The 19,094-nt window shown below is 41.8% G+C and carries 24 protein-coding genes; 17 read left to right on the top strand and 7 right to left on the bottom strand.

Annotated elements, in window-relative coordinates; all coding sequences use genetic code 11:
* Window positions 1-5: 5 nt before the first annotated feature.
* From D104_RS35545 to D104_RS35535, 3 genes are read left to right on the top strand one after another with little or no spacing between them, the layout of a single operon-like run.
* Window positions 6-311: a BolA family protein gene (locus D104_RS35545; protein WP_024025449.1), complete on the top strand. Its 306-nt coding sequence runs from the start codon at window positions 6-8 to the stop codon at window positions 309-311.
* Between the two features lie 28 nt (window positions 312-339).
* On the top strand, window positions 340-639 hold the full coding sequence (locus tag D104_RS35540) for an STAS domain-containing protein (RefSeq protein WP_024025448.1): 300 nt from the start codon (window positions 340-342) through the stop codon (window positions 637-639).
* 10 nt (window positions 640-649) lie between these two features.
* On the top strand, window positions 650-1,804 hold the full coding sequence (locus tag D104_RS35535; protein ID WP_024025447.1) for a fused response regulator/phosphatase: 1,155 nt from the start codon (window positions 650-652) through the stop codon (window positions 1,802-1,804).
* A gap of 19 nt (window positions 1,805-1,823) precedes the next feature.
* Here D104_RS35535 and D104_RS35530 read toward each other — a convergent pair whose 3' ends face one another.
* The gene (locus tag D104_RS35530) at window positions 1,824-2,468 is read right to left on the bottom strand and encodes a UPF0149 family protein (protein ID WP_024025446.1); all 645 of its coding nucleotides are present in this window, start codon (window positions 2,466-2,468) and stop codon (window positions 1,824-1,826) included.
* A gap of 96 nt (window positions 2,469-2,564) precedes the next feature.
* On the opposite strand from D104_RS35530, the gene D104_RS35525 reads away from it, so the two are divergent.
* From D104_RS35525 to D104_RS35510, 4 genes are all read left to right on the top strand, one after another.
* A complete protein-coding gene (locus D104_RS35525) occupies window positions 2,565-4,325 on the top strand; it encodes a RecQ family ATP-dependent DNA helicase (protein WP_024025445.1) in 1,761 nt (586 codons plus the stop codon).
* On the top strand, window positions 4,322-4,840 hold the full coding sequence (locus D104_RS35520) for a SprT family zinc-dependent metalloprotease (RefSeq protein ID WP_024025444.1): 519 nt from the start codon (window positions 4,322-4,324) through the stop codon (window positions 4,838-4,840). Before D104_RS35525 ends, D104_RS35520 begins: the two co-directional genes overlap by 4 nt.
* 117 nt (window positions 4,841-4,957) lie before the next feature.
* Window positions 4,958-5,797 (top strand): tRNA 2-thiocytidine(32) synthetase TtcA, encoded by an 840-nt coding sequence (gene ttcA, locus D104_RS35515; RefSeq protein ID WP_024025443.1) that lies wholly within the window; start codon window positions 4,958-4,960, stop codon window positions 5,795-5,797.
* 10 nt (window positions 5,798-5,807) lie between these two features.
* A complete protein-coding gene (locus tag D104_RS35510; protein WP_024025442.1) occupies window positions 5,808-6,371 on the top strand; it encodes a YfaZ family outer membrane protein in 564 nt (187 codons plus the stop codon).
* Between the two features lie 78 nt (window positions 6,372-6,449).
* Here the strand turns inward: D104_RS35510 and D104_RS35505 are convergent, their stop codons facing one another.
* The 3 genes from D104_RS35505 to hemN are packed head-to-tail and all read right to left on the bottom strand — an operon-like array spanning window position 6,450 to window position 9,171.
* On the bottom strand, window positions 6,450-6,992 hold the full coding sequence (locus D104_RS35505) for an adenine phosphoribosyltransferase (RefSeq protein WP_024025441.1): 543 nt from the start codon (window positions 6,990-6,992) through the stop codon (window positions 6,450-6,452).
* A gap of 25 nt (window positions 6,993-7,017) precedes the next feature.
* Entirely contained in the window at window positions 7,018-7,779 is a 762-nt protein-coding gene (gene fnr / locus D104_RS35500) for a fumarate/nitrate reduction transcriptional regulator Fnr (protein ID WP_024025440.1), read from the bottom strand.
* Between the two features lie 21 nt (window positions 7,780-7,800).
* Window positions 7,801-9,171, bottom strand: coding sequence for an oxygen-independent coproporphyrinogen III oxidase (gene hemN, locus D104_RS35495; protein ID WP_024025439.1), 1,371 nt, complete (start codon window positions 9,169-9,171; stop codon window positions 7,801-7,803).
* 172 nt (window positions 9,172-9,343) lie between these two features.
* Between hemN and D104_RS35490 the strand changes: the two genes are divergently transcribed.
* Together D104_RS35490 and tusA are read left to right on the top strand one after the other, a co-directional pair.
* Window positions 9,344-9,928, top strand: a complete 585-nt coding sequence (locus D104_RS35490) for an alpha/beta family hydrolase (RefSeq protein WP_024025438.1) — start codon at window positions 9,344-9,346, stop codon at window positions 9,926-9,928.
* Between the two features lie 57 nt (window positions 9,929-9,985).
* The gene (gene tusA, locus D104_RS35485) at window positions 9,986-10,219 is read left to right on the top strand and encodes a sulfurtransferase TusA (protein ID WP_024025437.1); all 234 of its coding nucleotides are present in this window, start codon (window positions 9,986-9,988) and stop codon (window positions 10,217-10,219) included.
* An 88-nt stretch (window positions 10,220-10,307) separates the two neighbouring features.
* On the opposite strand, the gene D104_RS35480 is transcribed toward tusA, so the two are convergent.
* Both D104_RS35480 and D104_RS35475 read right to left on the bottom strand, forming a co-directional pair.
* On the bottom strand, window positions 10,308-10,901 hold the full coding sequence (locus D104_RS35480; protein ID WP_024025436.1) for a CBS domain-containing protein: 594 nt from the start codon (window positions 10,899-10,901) through the stop codon (window positions 10,308-10,310).
* Between the two features lie 44 nt (window positions 10,902-10,945).
* Entirely contained in the window at window positions 10,946-11,251 is a 306-nt protein-coding gene (locus D104_RS35475) for a hypothetical protein (RefSeq protein WP_024025435.1), read from the bottom strand.
* A gap of 210 nt (window positions 11,252-11,461) precedes the next feature.
* Between D104_RS35475 and adhP the strand changes: the two genes are divergently transcribed.
* The gene (adhP, locus tag D104_RS35470; RefSeq protein ID WP_024025434.1) at window positions 11,462-12,472 is read left to right on the top strand and encodes an alcohol dehydrogenase AdhP; all 1,011 of its coding nucleotides are present in this window, start codon (window positions 11,462-11,464) and stop codon (window positions 12,470-12,472) included.
* A 74-nt stretch (window positions 12,473-12,546) separates the two neighbouring features.
* Here the strand turns inward: adhP and D104_RS35465 are convergent, their stop codons facing one another.
* On the bottom strand, window positions 12,547-12,969 hold the full coding sequence (locus tag D104_RS35465; RefSeq protein WP_024025433.1) for a MaoC family dehydratase: 423 nt from the start codon (window positions 12,967-12,969) through the stop codon (window positions 12,547-12,549).
* A gap of 67 nt (window positions 12,970-13,036) precedes the next feature.
* Between D104_RS35465 and D104_RS35460 the strand changes: the two genes are divergently transcribed.
* The 7 genes from D104_RS35460 to yjjG all read left to right on the top strand — a co-directional run bounded on the left by D104_RS35460 (window position 13,037) and on the right by yjjG (window position 19,073).
* A complete protein-coding gene (locus tag D104_RS35460; RefSeq protein ID WP_024025432.1) occupies window positions 13,037-13,681 on the top strand; it encodes an HAD-IA family hydrolase in 645 nt (214 codons plus the stop codon).
* Between the two features lie 3 nt (window positions 13,682-13,684).
* Window positions 13,685-14,704, top strand: a complete 1,020-nt coding sequence (sppA, locus tag D104_RS35455) for a signal peptide peptidase SppA (protein ID WP_024025431.1) — start codon at window positions 13,685-13,687, stop codon at window positions 14,702-14,704.
* A gap of 166 nt (window positions 14,705-14,870) precedes the next feature.
* Window positions 14,871-15,635: a hypothetical protein gene (locus D104_RS35450; RefSeq protein WP_024025430.1), complete on the top strand. Its 765-nt coding sequence runs from the start codon at window positions 14,871-14,873 to the stop codon at window positions 15,633-15,635.
* Window positions 15,636-15,682: 47 nt separating this feature from the next.
* On the top strand, window positions 15,683-16,597 hold the full coding sequence (gene prmB / locus D104_RS35445; protein WP_024025429.1) for a 50S ribosomal protein L3 N(5)-glutamine methyltransferase: 915 nt from the start codon (window positions 15,683-15,685) through the stop codon (window positions 16,595-16,597).
* A 3-nt stretch (window positions 16,598-16,600) separates the two neighbouring features.
* Window positions 16,601-17,698, top strand: a complete 1,098-nt coding sequence (aroC, locus tag D104_RS35440) for a chorismate synthase (protein WP_024025428.1) — start codon at window positions 16,601-16,603, stop codon at window positions 17,696-17,698.
* An 86-nt stretch (window positions 17,699-17,784) separates the two neighbouring features.
* A complete protein-coding gene (gene yjjX / locus D104_RS35435; protein ID WP_024025427.1) occupies window positions 17,785-18,363 on the top strand; it encodes an inosine/xanthosine triphosphatase in 579 nt (192 codons plus the stop codon).
* Window positions 18,364-18,392: 29 nt separating this feature from the next.
* Window positions 18,393-19,073: a pyrimidine 5'-nucleotidase gene (gene yjjG, locus D104_RS35430; RefSeq protein ID WP_024025426.1), complete on the top strand. Its 681-nt coding sequence runs from the start codon at window positions 18,393-18,395 to the stop codon at window positions 19,071-19,073.
* Window positions 19,074-19,094: the final 21 nt, after the last annotated feature.

The following is a 19,094-nucleotide window of genomic DNA, read 5'->3' as shown; positions in this document are numbered from 1 at the left end:
GTCTTATGATCATTCAAACAGAGATCGACCAACGCCTTAAAGGAAAAATAGACATTGTGCATATGACACTCGAAAACGAGAGTCATATGCACAATGTTCCTGCGGGAAGCGAGTCACACTTTAAACTTGTATTAGTAAGTGATGCTTTTGAAGGAAAAAGACTGGTCCAGCGTCATCAACTTGTTTATGCGGTACTGCAAGAGCAAATGACAAAAATTCATGCACTGGCAATGCACCTGTATTCGATTAATGAATGGAGTGAGCGCACCGCGCTTGCTCCAACATCGCCAAAATGCCACGGAGGCGAGTAGGGCGAACAGCCTTAAACTCGATAAATAGATGAGTATTTCCGTCACAAAAAATGAATCCCAAAACATGGTGACCATCACAATTGTTGGCAGTTTTGACTTTTCTTTATTCAATGACTTTAGAGAAGCGTATTCTGAAATCAATAACTATAAAATTTATATCATCGATATGTCGATGGTAGAATACCTAGATAGCGCAGCATTAGGCATGTTGCTCAGCATGAGAAATGCGATCAATGCAGACAGCAATATTCAGCTTAAAGGCGCGAATAGCTTTATTAAAAATATTCTCATGATTTCACGATTCGATAAACGTTTCGAAATTCAATAAGGCCTAGCCAATGAAATTATTATGCGTAGACAGCGAACTCGTTTACCGCGAAATCATTTCGTTATGTGCGAAAAATGAAAATGTTATCGTCAAAGCCGTAGACTGCTACGAAGATGCCATTAAAAGCTTCATTGATTTTGCTCCCGACATTGTGACTTTAGACGTCATTATTAAAGGTGGCAGCGGCTTTGATCTTGTAAAAAAGCTCAAATCTTTATCAGGCAATCGCTTTGTGCCGATGATTTTTCTTACGTCGCATGCCACCGACTCTGTGATGGACAAGTGCTTTAAATATGGTGCTGACGACTTCATTCCAAAACCATTTAATGAAGTTTTGTTCAACATTCGACTTAAAACACACATCCGTCACGTCGAATTAATGAAAGAAATGTACCGAAAAAACAAAGCACTCACATACTATCAAACCATGATAGAGCGTGAGCATGACATGGCACACAATGTCCTTGATCATATTCAAACTCGAAGCGAAAAAAATTCAGAACACGTCGTCATTACTCGATTATCGGCCGCCAGCTTTAATGGTGATCTAGCCTTAGTGAAGACCCGTCCTGATGGTGCTCGGCTTGTATTTGTGGGTGATTTTACTGGGCATGGACTACCGGCTTCAATCGGTGCGCTGCCTGTTATGCATGCCTTTTTTGATGCCGTTGATGATTTGCTCGATGTTAATCAACTCGCAAGCCAACTGAATCGAATCCTGTTCAGTATTTTGCCTGATTATATGTTTTGTGCGGGCTACTTAATATTAATGACCCCACACGGTGATATTACCTATTGGGGTGGCGGGATGCCGCATGCTTTTATTAGAAGAGCGAACAATAAAATAGACTATTTACAATCAAACCACATGCCACTGGGCATTCTTCCAGTAGATGAATTCGAAGCGGATCTGCAATGCAATACACTTAATAATAGCGACACATTAATTATTGTCTCAGATGGTGTTTTAGAACTGAAAAATTGTCAGGATGAAATGCTTGGTTGTGATCAAGTCAGAACGTTAATTTCAGAATGTTACGCAGAAAAAAGCCTTGTTTTAGCGCAGGAAAAAATAGAAAAGAAACTCACAGACTACCGCGGGGAATCGGTTCAGCTTGACGATATTACCCTCGTCGCTTTACGAAATGCCTGCCCGCAGCAGTAAAGCTGCAGGCAGATTTCAATTACGCCTTCTTACCACCTTTCTTCTTGTTTTTATTACCTTGCGCTTTAGGCTGATGTTTCGGAAATGGGCGTTTTTCTGGCTCAGTACGTAACACAAGGAACAAGTCTGTGACTACTTCTGGAATTTGTGCAATGCAAGAATTCGTTAGTTTTTCACTGGCACGGATTTGAAGTACTTCTTCATCATCGAATAAATCAGATGCGACCATGATAGGCAATAATAATTCCGCAACAACTTCTTCTTTCTCTGATTCAAACCAAGCGCCTTCCGTCATGAAAACACCTTCCATAAAACCGGTAGCCCATTCTTGCAGCTCACTCAGCTCTTCAGGAGATTGGCCCATTTCGAGTTCACAGGGGACCATAAAACCATCTTCAGACTCTAGTTCCTTTTGAATATCGATAAACAAACGGGATAGATACTGCAGTATTTGCTTTTCTTGCTTTTCGTTCTCGAACTTTGGTGTGTCTTCAAACACAACAGGCAACCATTTATCCTCAGTAGTACTAACAGGACAAATTGACAATGCGGTTAAGAACCCGTGGGTCATAACAAAATTTTGACATTCTTCATGAACCTGATCGGACTCCAAAAAATTTTCTAACGTCTCTAACTCAAGATCATCAAGAGGTTGGTGTGCCATACAAATGTTTCCCTAATGTAAATTAAGTGTTCGATTCTAGCGAAAAGATGGCGAAAAATCGATGCAGAAAGCGCGTTCTTAAGGGATAATTCCGAAATGAATTTAAAGAAACTCGTACTTTCCCGTTTAGGTCACACCGAATATCGCCCATTGCAAGAAGAAGCAATCGACGCGCTATGTTCTGGGCGCGATGTTTTGCTTGCAGCACCCACTGGTGGTGGGAAGTCTCTGGTTTATCAATCAGCAGGGCTCATTAGAAGTGGCATCGCTGTTATTGTCAGTCCACTCTTATCTCTGATGTCTCAACAAGTTGATGAATTGAATAGGAAAGGCATAAATGCAAAATTTTTGAATTCAACCATGAACCCCGGAGAGCAAGACGATCTCGTGTGGGCAATACGCCATAACCACATCGATTTACTGTATTTATCCCCAGAAAAATTGGTTCAGCCATCGGTTATCGGCTTTCTTCATAGTTTTGACATTTCTTTATTTGCCGTTGATGAGGCTCATTGTATTTCGCAATGGGGCAATTTTTTTAGACCGGAATACAGCCAGTTAGGTCAGCTAAAAGATGCTTTCCCAAATGTGCCGATCATTGCACTAACGGGCACAGTCGATAAACAAACCATCTCTTCTATTCAGGAATCTTTAAAGCTTGAAAACAGCCTTATCCTGAAAAATAGCTTTGATCGTAGCAATATCAATCTTCAAATCGCTCAAAAGAGAAAAGCCAAGCAGCAAATTTTGTATTTTTTACATCATGAAGCACCAGGTCAGACCGGTATTATTTACTGTCGATCTAGGAAAAAAACAGAAGAAATTTCCAGTTGGTTACGGCAATTAGGTTTACCCAGTTTAAGTTACCATGCCGCTATGCAAGAACAAGATAAACAAAACAATCATCAAACCTTCATAGAACAACACGGCACCATCATGGTGGCAACAACAGCATACGGTATGGGGATTGATATCCCTCATGTAAGGTTCGTGATTCATTTAGATTTACCCAACAGTCCTGAAGCGTATTTTCAGGAAATTGGTCGTGCAGGTCGTGATGGCCAACCAGCAAAAACACTTTTGCTTTATGGCCTTCAAGATATGTTACAAGCGCAACAATTGGCAGTGTCTCAGCCTTTATCAGCAGAAAAAGAAGTACACCATTTGGTTAATTTGTTTCAGATTTTAGAAGGTCGAGGATGCAGACGGCAACAATTATTGTCTCATTTCGATGAAAGCATCCCTGCCTGCAACTACTGCGATCGATGCCTTTCAACAAAGTCTGAGCACAATATGACGACAGCTAGCCAGAAAATGTTGTCGTTAATTTATCATACGAAAGGCTTAGAGCCTTTTGCATTGCTGATTCAAATATTACTAGGAAAGAAAACCAAAGCGGTCAGTGCCGTGAGGGCTGAGTTGCTTCCTCTTTATGGAAAAGGAAAGGAGCTTACTGAAGTGCAATGGAAGTCAGTGATACGACACCTAATTGCCTTTAAGTACCTTAGTATTGGTGAATCAAATATTTTCACCGTACAAATTAATGAAAAATCGCGAAGTGTTCTGCAAGGAAAAACACAGATCATCATACCGAGTGAACACTATTACCCCATTTTAAAAGAAGAGCAATTGGCACTAGACACGGTGAAGTGGCACAGAATCTTAGCTTGGAAATACAAATACGGAAAAATCAGCTTAAGTGACTCGCAACTCAGATTGATCTGTTTACACAAACCAAACTCCATCGCATCACTCAGTCGCTTAACCGGCCTATCTAAAGAAACGGTAGCGGATTTTGCTGAAAGTCTCATTAATGTGATTCATGAAGTTGATCAAAGTGAGGCTTATGCAATATGACCTCAAAGAAAGCAGATTTGAAGCTCAATACTGAAGTGTTAAATATCATTTACGAGAAAGCGACCGAATGCTTTAATCAAGCAAACACGTTTTTCGGCAACACGTTTTTACCGGCTACTTGCAACCTGAAGCAAAGAGGCAGAGCGGCTGGAACAGCGCACCTCCATAAAAATGAGCTCCGTTTTAATGTCTTCATGTATCAACAAAATCCGAAAGAATTTTTAGAAACGGTTGTTCCTCATGAAGTCGCCCATATTATTGTTTATCAAATTTATGGAGACAATGTTAGGCCGCACGGTAAGGAGTGGCAAGCCGTCATGCTAAAAGTGTATGGCATCGAGCCGAGTAGAACGCACAGCTTTGATGTTCCGCCTCTAAAAGAAACCTTTGAGTATCATTGCTCATGCCAAAAGCATCAATTCTCAAAGCAACGCCACACTCGAGCACAGCGAGGAACAGAATATGTGTGCAAAGGGTGCCGCTCAACATTGCAGTTTAGCGAGAGTGATAAGTAATCGTTAATAAAGGTAGAAAAAATGAATTTTATACACTTTTACCTTATATTTCGCATTTTTAATGCGATTTGATCCTACTTTATAGTAATATAGGCGCGTTTTATTTACAGCGTATATATGATGGATTTCTCTAACCGACCCAAAGAAAAACTAGAGCTAAACAAGCTCCAAAAACGCCTTCGCAGGCAAACTGGCCAAGCTATTGCAGACTTCAATATGATTGAAGAGGGCGATAAGGTGATGGTCTGCCTGTCTGGCGGCAAAGATTCTTATACCATGCTTGAGATTTTGCGTAATCTGCAAGCCAGCGCACCCATTGATTTCAGCATTGTAGCGGTGAATCTAGATCAAAAACAACCCGGATTTCCTGAGCATATTTTACCTGCTTATTTGGAAGAACTCGGGGTAGATTTTCATATTCTAGAGCGCGATACATACAGTATCGTAAAAGAAATCGTCCCTGAAGGGAAAACCACTTGCGGTTTGTGCTCTCGTTTACGTCGCGGTTCTTTGTATGGTTTTGCCGAAGAAATTGGCGCGACCAAAATTGCACTTGGTCATCACAGAGACGACATTCTTGAAACGTTATTCTTGAATATGTTTTTTGGTGGTAAGTTAAAATCTATGCCTCCAAAACTGTTAAGTGATGATGGCAAACACGTTGTTATTCGTCCTCTCGCTTACTGTAAGGAAAAAGACATTGAGGAATTCGCCACTATCAAGGAATACCCTATCATTCCTTGTAATCTATGCGGCTCCCAACAAAACCTACAAAGGCAAGTCGTAAAAGACATGCTGCAAAAATGGGAACAGGAGTTCCCAGGCAGAACAGAAACGATGTTCTCCGCCATTCAAAACGTCGTGCCGTCTCATTTAGCGGATACAGAATTGTTTAACTTTAAAGAGCTGAAGCAATCACCAGACGCTTTTGATCGATTAAATATTATTTCATTATAGGATAATAGAAATGAATCTTACTCATAAAACGTTATTACTAACTGCAGGAATTCTCGGTTCCTCTATCGTAAGCGCCTCTACTGCTGGTGTTAGCTTGACCAATGACACCGTAAAGGGTGATGTTAATTTATCCATGGGCAGCTTTGGTATTAATGCTGGTGTCACGCACGACAAGGATGAAAGCACCTCAACGGCACATGTCGGACTGAGTGTAGAAGATTCTGATAGCAGTGGACCGTTGCAAGTTGGTATAGGTGTGCGTTTATACGCTATTGATGCCGATCTTGAAAAAGAAGACGATGTGTCTATGGGCTTAAGTTTAGGTGGCTGGTACAGATACACTATTCCAGAAGCGAACCGTGTAAGCATTTATGGTTCACTGTACTATTCGCCAGAGGTGCTATCCTTCACAAACCTCAACCACATGTATACTTATGAGTTCCGTGCAGAATACATGACCATGAAGAATGCACGTGCTTACATTCGCTATGGCAAAACCGTCATAATATATGATGATAAGAGCCGAAAAGAAGTGAATAAAGGGTTATCTGTTGGTGCAACAGTAGACTTTTAAGACCAAAAATAGGGTTATTGAAAATAAAAAAGGTGGCTTAAGCCACCTTTTTTATTTAATCAGAAACAAGCTGTGTAATCACTCACCATCGTAAGCGCATAAGCTGAAAACAGGAATATCACTGTCTCTTAGCTTTTGGCTTCCGCCAAGATCTGGTAAATCAATAATCGCGGCAACCTCTTTAATATTGGCACCTTGCTTCGTCAGCAACTTAATAGCGGCAAAAAGTGTACCGCCCGTTGCAATCAAATCATCAAACAGCAGGACTTGATCACCAGGCTTAACGGCACCTTCTTGAATTTCTAACTCTGCTTCACCGTATTCTAATGCGTATTTTTGAGAAATGGTTTTGCCCGGAAGTTTGCCTTTTTTTCGCACTAAAATTAATGGTTTCTGAAGCTCATACGCCAATACGGCCGCAATCAAAAAACCGCGAGCATCGATGCAGGCAATGTGAGAAATGTCAGTAGAGATATAACGGTGAACATATGCATCTACAACCATCCTCATGCCTTTAGGGTCGCTGAAAATAGGCGTTATATCTCGAAAACTAATGCCTTCTTTTGGCCAGTCTTCAATAGTTTGTATGAGTGATTTAACGTAAAAATCGTCGTAGAGCATATCTGGTAGCGCCTCAATATTTCAATCAAATTTGAGTTATTTTACCACAATCGCTAGCAACACCCACGAGTTTTTGCATTTCAGGAAAGTCGACTATCTCAATTTCTTTGCCATCTACGTGCACAAGTTCACTTTTTTGGAAACGAGTGATTACACGACTGACCGTTTCAACCGCTAACCCAAGATAGTTACCAATTTCCCCTCGTGACATCGATAAGCGAAATGAAGAAGCTGAATAACCACGTTTTTTAAAGCGGTTAGATAAATTAAGGAGGAATGACGCGACTTTTTCGTCCGCATTTTTTTTACCTAACAAAACCATCATTTGCTGATCATCAGATATTTTTCGACTCATCACTTTAAACAGTTGATGCCTTAAAGAGGGTATTTGAGTCGATAATTCTTCTAAATGGCTAAAAGGAATCTCACATACAGTGGTTGTTTCTAATGCTTTTGCAGAAACCGGATAAACGTTTGAGTCTATACCACTGAGGCCGACTAACTCGCTAGGGCAATAAAAGCCTGTAATTTGTTCTTCACCGAAAGACGTAATATTGAACGTTTTCAGCGTGCCTGAACGAACCGCATAAACAGAGTCAAACGTATCGCCTTGGCGGAATAAAAATTCGCCTTTCTTGAGGGGTTTTTTTCGCTCGATAATTTGGTCTAATTTATTAATGTCTTCATCTGCCAATGCAATTGGCAGGCAAAGTGCACTTAAGCTGCAATTTTGGCATTGCGACGTAAGCGTGCTGTTAAATCGTGATTGTGTGTGTGTCATTGCCATGTGAATCTCCCTGATTTCGATCTATATAACTTTTGAGTATTTTATAGAGCTATTCAAATATTTATCGAAAACCATACAAATACAACGAATAAGTAATCTACCGCGTTCCGTGACTTTTATAGTGGCCTGCACACCACCGCGATGAACTTCCACCATCTCATCATCGACCATAGGTTTTAGCTTGTCTACTTCTTCACCAAAATAGTCGAAAAAACGTATATTAAACATTTTCTCGATAACGACAGTATTGAGTTCAAACTGCGCAATGAGCGTCATAATCACTGTGTGACGAATTCTATCATCTAGGTCGCTTATATAGCCTTTTGATATGGCCAATTGCCCTTTCTCGATACTATCTCTATATTTTGACAGATCGGTATGGTTTTGAATATAAACGCCTTTTATGTCACTAATAGCAGACACACCAAAAGCAACCAAATCCGTACCCGCATGAGTAGTATAGCCCTGGAAATTTCGCTGCAATTTACCTTGCTTTTGAGCTATGGCCAAACTGTCGTCAGGTTTCGCAAAATGGTCCATTCCAATGTAGTCGTAGCCGGCAGAAATTAAGTATTCGATACTCATTTTGAGTAAATCAAGTTTCAGACGAGCAGCAGGTAAGCTCTCATCAGATATACGCTTTTGAGATCGAAAGCGTTCAGGCAAATGGGCGTAATTAAAAAGGGAGATACGCTCAGGCGACAGCGCAATAACTTGGTCTAGCGTTTCTCTAAAACCCTCAATAGATTGGTAGGGGAGACCATAGATCAAATCGAAATTGATTGATTTAATCCCAAGCTCTCTCGCATAACACACTAAGTCAGAAACCATTTCAAATGACTGAATACGATGTATCGCCTTTTGTACTTTATGGTCAAAATCTTGAACGCCTATGCTGATTCGATTGATTCCCATGTCCGTCAATCGCTTCAACTTAGTGTGCGTTATCTCACGAGGATCGATTTCAATACTGTAATCTTGGGACCCATCATTGATTAAGTTGAAATGCTGTTTAATACTCGCAAACAGAGTGTCAATTAACGCTTCACTCAGAAATGTTGGCGTGCCGCCACCAAAATGCAGCTGAGTCACTTTTCTCGTATCGTCCAGCATAAGGCTTCTAAGCCTCATTTCTTCACCCAATAATTCAACGTACTCAGCGCCTTTATCGTATTGTTTGGTGACAATTTTATTGCAAGCGCAGTAATAACAAAGATGAGCGCAAAAAGGGATATGGAAGTACAAACTAAGAGGACTTTCAGACGGCATTAACATCTTATCAATTAACGCAATTTTACTGATGTTTGCGTCAAATTGAGGTGCGGTCGGGTATGAGGTGTATCGAGGTCCTGACAGGTCATATTTTGTAATTAGAGAAGAATCCCAGATCATTTTTTGTTCCTATTAAAATTTCTAATAGGAGTTTACCCTCTAGAGAACAATCACTTTCTGATACAGATCAAGTTTTACTACATACAAAACAGCCTATTAAAGCATTATCCACCCTTATCACGGTTCTAACCACTTTATGAATCTGTTCTAATAGGGTTTTGAACTCATAACCATGCATACACTTCCATTTTATCTCGCTCATGGCGCTGGCGCAGGTCACAGCAACCTCTTTTTAACGAAGCTTAGCGCTGCCATTTCCACACAACTCAATCACCCCGTTGTTCCGGTAACGTTTTCCTACATGGAAGAACAAGAGCGTTCAGGCAAAAAAAGACCACCACCGCGCTTTAATAAGTTGATTCCCGAATACCAAGAAAAGCTAGCTCAACAAACTCATTGTGTAGTTGCAGGAAAATCAATGGGCGGTCGAGTTGCCACTCAACTTTCTCATCTCTCTATGGTGAAAGCTGTGGTGTGCTTTGGTTTCCCTTTTTACCCTGTAGGTAAGCCTGAAAAAAATAGATTATCATTTCTTGAAAAGCTCGAAACGCCTTGCCTTATTATTCAAGGCACAAGAGATAAGCTTGGCTCATACGATTGGGTTAGTCAGCAATCGTTACCCAGCAATGTTGACATTCTTTGGGTGGAAGGCGCGGATCATGACTTTAAAACACTAAAGAAATACAATAGATCGATAGAAGACACCATTTTAGAGCTTGCGACCAACACTCATGATTGGTTAAAAGCAAACACATAACACCGATTTAATAACCCCTTTAACTAATGGGGTTATACACCTTTTGAGAGGAACCCCATGGAACACCAAGCACTGCTTGATGCAACCGATCTACTATGTCCTGAGCCCGTTATGATGCTCCACGTAGAAATGCGAAAATTAGCAGGTAAAGAGGTCTTGAAAGTCATCGCGACAGACCCGTCTACAACACGAGACATTCCAAAATTTTGCCAATTTTTAGGCCATAAATTAATAAAGCAAATTCAAGAAGAGAATTGCTATTACTATTGGATAGAAAAAAAAGAAGGCTAATTTAAAAAGAGCCTGAGTGGTTAACGGATTCAGGCTCTTTTATGAAGGAAGATCACTTAATGCAATCGATACTTATGGCAATCTATACTTAAGCCACTCTGCGTTTCTTATCCTGAGATTTATGGCCAAGAATGGCGCTTTGATACGTGTATTCAAAGCTTGAAAAAGCCACATCAACGTCCAATCTCAGCTGTCGTGCAACATCATTAGAAGATATCAATCCACGAATCGCTTTGGTTTCTTCGTCAATAACAAGCAAATGCTGAAGCGGGTTGTTCCGCTGACTAAATAACAATGACTCAATATCTGAATGTTTTAGTGATGTGTAAGACAAAGCAAGCAGCACTTCTTTTGCTCTCATCAAATCCGCCACCATCAATTCAGATCGCTCGAATCCATTCGCAACCTGTTTAATAAAAATATCTTCGGACAAGTCTTCAAGGCTAATTACCCCGATAAAATGATTGTCTGCGTCGACGACTATTTTCATTCGAACGTGTTCTTTTTTCATTAACTGAACAAGTTCATCTGCACGAGTGCTGGACTCGATTACTCGTGGGCCGGCTGTTTTAAAATCGGTAAAAACAGTCAGTGCTGGAGAATAGAGGTTAATATTGTCTGTTTTGACAGGCCAAACAAGGTTGTTGACGTCTTTAGTAGATACATAAGTTAGTGTTTTCATGATATAGCCCCAGTAGTGGTAATAAATAGAATAAATTAGGTAAGTTATATCAATGAAAGAGGTGGTGCTCTCGGGATGATGTTGCCGTTCACTTTCGCAATAATTGGAAAACGGAAACGTAATAATGGAGTGGATGTGAAGGGCGTAAAGTGACTCTTTTCAGGAAGGTAGGCGACATATTCATTGTCAGTGCCATTTTCTTGATCTGGAGCAACAACTTCGCCACATCTTTGTTCTAGTGTAGGTTCTAACCACCGAAACTGATTTACTTCCTGAGCATTAGCGCGTTGAGAGATCGTCAATATAGACGATGCAATCACAGCAATGATCATAAGTAGTTGGATTTTCATGGTGGTTCCTATCCTGCGTTTTATGCATCAAATATAGGCTTGTGACGTAATAAATTCTAGCATTTTTTACAACGTGTCTTTTTTTTCCATGATCCGTCTATTTATCAAAAAATGAGACCTAATTCGCCAAGCCTTGATCTATGTCGTCATGTGGTTCTGACAACTCAGCTAATCTGCAAAGTAAGTTAATTCATCCATTAGGAGAATGCTATGAAAGCAGCCGTTGCTAGTAAGTTTGGCGCCATTTTAAAGATTGAAGATATCGCCAAACCTAAAATAGAGCCCCACCAAATCCTCGTTAAAATTCACGCTTGTGGTGTTTGTCATACAGATTTACATGCTTGTCATGGTGACTGGCCAGTGAAGCCAACCTTGCCACTCGTTCCGGGCCACGAAGGCGTTGGTGAAGTGGTGGAAATTGGCAGTGCCGTTAAGCACATTAAAAATGGTGATCGGGTCGGCATCCCATGGCTTTATAGCGCTTGTGGTCATTGCGAATATTGCCTAACTGGCGATGAAAACCTGTGCTTATCTCAGCAAAATTCAGGGTATTCAGTGAATGGTAGTTACGCTGAATATTGTGCTGCTGATGCTGCTTATGTCGTAAAAGTGCCAGAAGGCTTAAGCTATGTTGAAGCTGCGCCACTTTTTTGCGCGGGCGTAACAACGTACAAAGCACTTAAGGTATCAAATGCTAAGCCTGGCAATTGGGTCGCAATCTTTGGAATCGGTGGTCTAGGTCACTTGGCGGTTCAATACGCCGTTGCAATGGGGCTTCGTGTTGTGGCTGTTGATACAGGATCTGCGAAACGTGAGCTTGCATTATCACTTGGTGCTGAGCACTATTATGATTTTAAAGAAGATGACATTGTTAACCGCATCCAAGAAAACACAGGCGGCGTTCATGCCAGTGTCTGTACTGCCGTGAGCAAAGCTGGCTTTAGGCAGAGCTACGATGTCGTAAGACGTGGCGGTAAATGTGTCTTGGTTGGTTTACCACCAGAAGATATGCCATTGCCAATATTTAACACTGTTCTTAATGGTGTCAGTGTTGTCGGCTCTATCGTCGGCACAAGAAAAGACCTTGAAGAATGCCTAGAATTTGCTGCGCGAGGCAAAGTAAAAGCCATTATTGAAGAGAAGAAACTCGAAGATATTAATGAAATTTTCGAAGACATGGAAAAAGGGGAAATTACTGGGCGAATCGTCATGTCCATGTAGTCAGCGCCCAATAAAAAAGAGCGTCAACCTCCTTCAAGGTTACGCTCTTTTTTATTTATACCGACAGCATGTCATTACACAGTGGCTGGCAACATAATAGTCGCTTCACCTGTGACAACCACTTTTCCATCACACTCACATACAGTCTTAAGTGTTGCGCGGCGTCTGCGCTCATTCAAATCCGTCACCGTGATTGTTGTTACAACTTCTTGCCCGATATAGACAGGCGCTCGGAATTTCAATGTTTGCTCTAAATAAATGCAGCCAGGCCCTGGCAATTTCGTGCCAATGGCCGCTGAAATAAAGCCAGCTGTCAGCATGCCATGCGCTATCGGTTGACCAAATGTAGTGGTCGCCGCGTAATCCGCATCCAAATGCACAGGGTTGGTATCACCGGTTACTTCAGCAAAAGCATGCACATCTGCTTTGGTAACGGTTTTTCGATACTCAACGCTTTGATCAATCGAAAGTTGTTCTAATGTATAGCCAGAAGTCATTGCCAATCCTTATGTTGTATTTTATCGCTATGGTACACTTTCGCCGCGCCATTCTTAAGAGGTATCTATGGTTAAATTAGTGATTTTTGATTGGGACGGTACTTTATTCGATTCGATCGATAAAATATGCGCGAGCATGCTACAAGCGGCTCATTTAGCAAAGGCGCCAATAAGACACAAAGACGACATTAAAAACATCATTGGTTTATCTCTTGATAAAGCAATCGACGTAATATGGCCTGAATTGCCCATTGATGAGCAGCGTATCATTATGGAGCATTACAAAGGAATTTATGTCGCGGCAGATCAAACACCACCCGATGCTTACCCTGGGGTGATTCAAATGTTAGATCAGCTCCAAGAAGCAGGATTGATATTGGCGGTTGCTACAGGGAAAACCAGAAGAGGGCTCGAAAGAGTCATGTCGTTAACCAATACCCATCATTATTTCGCCACAACACGTTGCGCAGATGAAGCCTTATCCAAACCGCATCCGTTGATGCTAGAGCAAATACTGACAGAATTGGATATCTCGCCAGAACACGCCATCATGATTGGCGACACAGAATACGACTTAAACATGGCCACCAATGCCGGCATGAAAAGCATTGGGGTCACCTATGGCGCTCATAATGAAGCTCGACTAAACGCGTGTCGGCCTCATGCGCTACTAAATGATTTCAACCAATTATCCAATTTACTGGGGCTATGACTAATGAGCTGGACAGAAGACGAAGATCGAATGGAAATGCAAAACGACAATGCTGTCGATTCAAAGAGTGACTCGAAATCGCAAGGCAGTGATCCGCTTGATCCTAACAATGAAATCTGGGCATTGTTAGAGAAAACACTCAGTGAAAACGTAATAGAGAAGCGCCGCGCTAGACGATGGAAAATATTTTTCCGCTTTACAACAATAGCCATTTTTATGGCCATTCTTGGCGGTTGGTTTATGCAGTCTCAATTGCAAAACGTCAGTTTAGACGGTGATATTGTCGCCATGATTCCAATGCGTGGAGTGATTGGCGCCGACGCTGAGATCGAGTCGTCAACCTTTGTTAACTTGCTAGATGATGCTTATCAGAGCAGTCAATTGAAAGGCGTTGTGATTGAAATGAATAGCCCTGGCGGTAGTCCTGTGCATTCGGGCATTATTTACGACGCCATTAGAAACAAAGAGCAAAGCTATCCAGACATCCCGGTGATCGTTGTTGTGGAAGACATGGCCGCATCGGGTGGCTACTATATTGCGTCTGCCGCCAATGAAATTTATGCGGATAAGGCCAGTTTAGTAGGTTCTATTGGTGTTATTTCCTCAGGGTTTGATGCCAGTAATTTGCTTGAAAAAATCGGAGTAGAACGTCGTACGTTTATCGCGGGCCGAAATAAAGCCTTTTTAGACCCTTTCACCCCAATGACAGAAGAAGCCAAGCTAAAGTGGCAAGCGGTATTGGATGAAACGCATCAGCAATTTATCAACGCCGTAAAAGAAGGTCGTGGCGATAAACTAACCATTACCGATGATGTTTTCTCAGGCATGGTATTTACAGGCTCACAAGCCACAACCATCGGTTTGATTGATGGCTTATCGAGTGTTAATGAACTGCTTGATGCTCGTTTCCCTAATGCCGAACCCGTTTATTTCGAAGCCAAGCAGGACTCATGGAAAGAACTCGCAAAAGAATTTGGCGTTGAAATGGCAACCAAAATACTCAGTACAACCAGCCTTAAATAAAACACTAGATATTTTTACAAAGCGCCGACAGGCGCTTTTTTTTACCCAAAATAACCATCGGCCAACTTTTCGTAATCTGGCACTAAATTACTTACTGGTTTCAACAAAAAAATATATTTGATAATATTATTACTGAATATATTAATTGAGTTGTCAGGTAAGCAGAATGGCCCGTAAAGCAAACATATCAAGAGAAGAAATACATCTAGCCTGTTGGGAACTTATCGAAAAGAATCTCTTCCCTAACATTCCTCGCTTAACCGAACACTTTTTCACGAAAGATGGACGTCGCTGCTCCAACACCACTTTCATGAAAGCCATATCCGAGTGGGAGGAAGCCTACAAAGAACATCAACAGAACCAATTACACGAAATCGATAATATTTTACTGCCGGTTTTTAAACGTTTCGCCAGAGAAGCAGCGCAAAATCTAGGTCAACTGCTCGATGAAAAAGCCACCGATGTAGAGCAACACCATAAACATAAGCAAGACGCGACAGAGGGTGGTTATCTTTCTTTGTCTTCTGCACTGATCGAGCTACAAGACGCGCATGAAAAAATAAATGCAGAACATCAAACACTACTGTCTCACGCTCAAGCCCTTCAGCAAAAACTCGACATCAGCGAACAGCGCTATTTGGATGTGCTTTCTCAGAATCAGGTACTCAACAGTCAACTAAAAGAAGAGCAAAAGAGCAGCACTGAGTTGAGAATGAACCTGTCACAAAAAGAGGTTGATCTTGCAAAACAAGATAACCAACTCGAATTCCTTAAACACGAAAACGAAAAGCTTTTAAAACAACACAGCAACACAATGAGCAATCACGCAAAAGACGACACCAAAAAATGGCAAGACATGACAAAAAAACTGGACGCTTTGGCCACATCAATACAAACCATTCACAACAAAGATAGAGGCTCGAAAAAATAACCGCTATAATATGGGCTTCGTTATACGTGTATCATTAAGAAGAGAAGATGAGCTACAAACAATCCGCCACTCGTGATTTATCCTCCATAAAAGACTTTATCCGCTGGACATTTAGTCGCTTCAACCAAGCCGATTTATTCTACGGCCATGGAACTGACAACTCTTGGGACGAAGCGGTACAGTTGGTGATGGGCGCACTTAAGTTGCCATTAGATTTTGATCGTGACATGTTAGATTGCGCGTTGACCTACAATGAAAAAAAACACATTCTAAAATTAGTCCAAACACGCATCACAAAACGCGAACCTTTGCCTTACCTGTTGGGCGAAGCTTGGTTCATGGGATTGCCTTTTAAAGTCACGAAAGACACATTAATCCCTCGCTCCCCAATCCTTTCTTTATTGGAAAGTGAGTTTGCGCCTTGGCTAAAAAACTACCCTTTGAATATTTTGGACATGTGCACTGGCTCGGGGTGCTTAGGCATTGCTGCCGCTTTAGTGTTTGAAGATGCGCAAGTTGATATTACTGACATCAGTGAAAGCGCACTGGTTGTTGCCAACGAAAACATAATACGCCACCAAGTAGAAGAAAGAGTGGTCGCTATTCACTCTGACATGTTCAAAAGCTTAATAGGAAAGCAATATGACCTTATCATTTGCAATCCACCCTATGTTGATGCCGATGACTTTGAAAATGCCCCAGCAGAATTTCATAACGAGCCTGAATTAGCATTAACATCAGGAGAAGACGGTCTAACCTTCACTCACGACTTTTTAGCCCAAGTCGGGCATTATTTACATGATGACGGTATATTAGTATACGAAGTTGGAAACACCGAGAATGCGCTTCAAGCGGCATACCCAAACACCCCATTTATGTGGGTGGAACTAGAGCAGGGTGGTAACGGTGTTTTTATCCTAACCAAAGAACAACTCAGCGAACTATTACAAGAGCAGAAATAAACTATGTCTGGTAATACATTTGGAACACTTTTTAAAGTCACCACATTTGGTGAAAGTCACGGTATAGCGCTTGGTGCCATTGTTGATGGTTGTCCACCGGGCATAGAAATCAATGAAGCAGACCTGCAGCACGATTTAGACTTGCGTAAACCGGGTACCTCTAAATACACAACTCAACGACGTGAAGCAGATGAAGTGAAAATTTTATCGGGTGTATTTGAAGGTAAAACAACCGGTACGCCGATTGGCTTACTGATAGAAAATACCGATCAGCGCTCGAAAGATTACGGCAACATTGCAGACACGTTTCGTCCAGCACACGCCGATTACACATACGACCAAAAATACGGCTTCCGTGACTATCGTGGTGGCGGGCGCTCGTCTGCACGCGAGACAGCAATGCGTGTTGCTGCTGGCGCCATCGCAAAAAAATACCTAAAACAACAATTTGGCATTGAGATAAAAGGGTTCTTATCGCAACTTGGCCCTATCAAGCTTGAAGTAAAAGACTTGAGCCAAGTTTATGAGAATAGCTTCTTTAGCCCAGATCCCGACGCGATACCAGAACTCGAACAATACATGACAGCATTGCGACGCGAAGGTGATTCTGTTGGCGCAAAAATTACCGTTATTGCTACTAACGTCATGCCAGGTTTAGGTGCGCCAGTGTTTGATCGTCTGGATGCGGACATCGCCAAAGCCATCATGAGCATTAACGCGGTAAAAGGCGTTGAAATTGGAGATGGCTTTGACGTTGTTGAACAAAAAGGCAGCGAGCATCGTGATGAGATGACCCCCGAAGGCTTTTTAAGCAACCATGCCGGCGGTGTTCTAGGTGGCATTTCCTCTGGTCAAGACATTGTGGTTCACATGGCATTAAAACCAACGTCGAGCATAACAATACCGGGTAAAAGCATTGATCGTGCTGGTAACCCAATCGAAGTGATTACCAAAGGTCGCCACGACCCTTGTGTTGGCATTCGCGCTACACCAATCGCAGAAGCGATGGTGGCATTGACGATTATGGATCATTTGCTACGCCACAGAGCGCAAAATGCAGACGTTGTTTGCCCAACGCCGGTTATCAAAGGCCAAGCGTAGATCCATCCATAAGTTTTAATGAAAAGCCGCTATTATGGATAGCGGCTTTTTTGTTTTAATTTTCATCCTTAAAACAAGGACATTTGATGACTATAAAATTAGATTCTACCGTCATTCGAATTTGTGTTGGCTCAACCAACCCCGTTAAAATCAATGCCGCCAAACATGCTTTTTCGCTCATTTTCCCTAAGCACATTGTGCACTGCGAAGAAATGCACGCACTGTCAGAGGTAGCGGATCAACCCATGACAGAAGCCGAAACACGTCTCGGCGCACAAAATCGAGTTCGCTATTGCGCTCGCCACTATGCTCAACAAGTCCCTGAATCAGAGATGGATTTTTTTGTAGCGATGGAAGGCGGTGTGGATGAATTTGAGGAGGGCGCAGCCACCTTTGCCTATGTCGCTATTTTGAGCAATGAAGGGGCAATGACAACGGGTCGATCCGCAAACCTGCCGCTACCAAATAAAGTCTATAAGCGGTTAAAAGAACACGAAGAACTTGGGGATGTTATGGACGACTTATTTAATACCTCCAATATTCGCCAGAAAGGCGGTGCCATTGGCTTGCTGACAAATCATGCAGCAACCAGAGAAAGCATTTACACCCAAGCCTTAGTGCTGGCATTAGCTCCAATACTGCACCCTGAACATTATTCTGTTTAAACCAACTTGTTTGCATAGAAGTAGTAACAATGAAATACCAATGGATATTATTTGACGCCGACGAAACACTGTTTCATTTCGATAACTTTGCCGGCTTAACACACATGTTTTCACGCCACGGGGTTAATTTTGGACAGTTAGAGTTTGATGAATACCAAGCGCTAAACAAGCCGTTGTGGGTTGAATACCAAAATGGCAGCATTACAGCAGAGCAGCTGCAAACACGTCGATTTCAACGCTGGAGTGACAAGCTGGCCATCAGCGCAAAAGAGCTTAATAAACAATTTTTAGATTCAATGGCTGAAATATGCAAAGCATTACCAGGCGCCTTAGAACTAATAATGCATTTACATGAAAATAACGTAAAAATGGGCATTATCACCAACGGATTTGCTCAATTACAACAAGTACGACTCGAACGGACTGGATTTTTACCTTATTTTTCACCTGTGGTGATTTCTGAACTGGTTGGCGTAGCCAAACCGCACGCAAACATATTTCAAGACGCGCTCAATAAAATGAATAATCCAGATAAAAAAAGCGTACTCATGGTTGGCGACACACTAGAGTCTGACATTCTGGGCGGCAATAACTTCGGCTTTGATACGTGCTGGCTGAACCATCATGGAAAAACACACCCAATAGAGATCACACCAACACATCAAGTCAAAGCACTGAGCGACTTATTGGCTTGGTTAAAATCTCACTAAACAACGCAGAAGCAGTTAGGA

Source organism: Marinomonas profundimaris (assembly GCF_000508165.1).
Lineage (GTDB): Bacteria > Pseudomonadota > Gammaproteobacteria > Pseudomonadales > Marinomonadaceae > Marinomonas > Marinomonas profundimaris.
The sequence above is the reverse complement of the archived record's forward strand: the minus strand, read 5'-3'. Positions and strand labels throughout refer to the sequence as shown.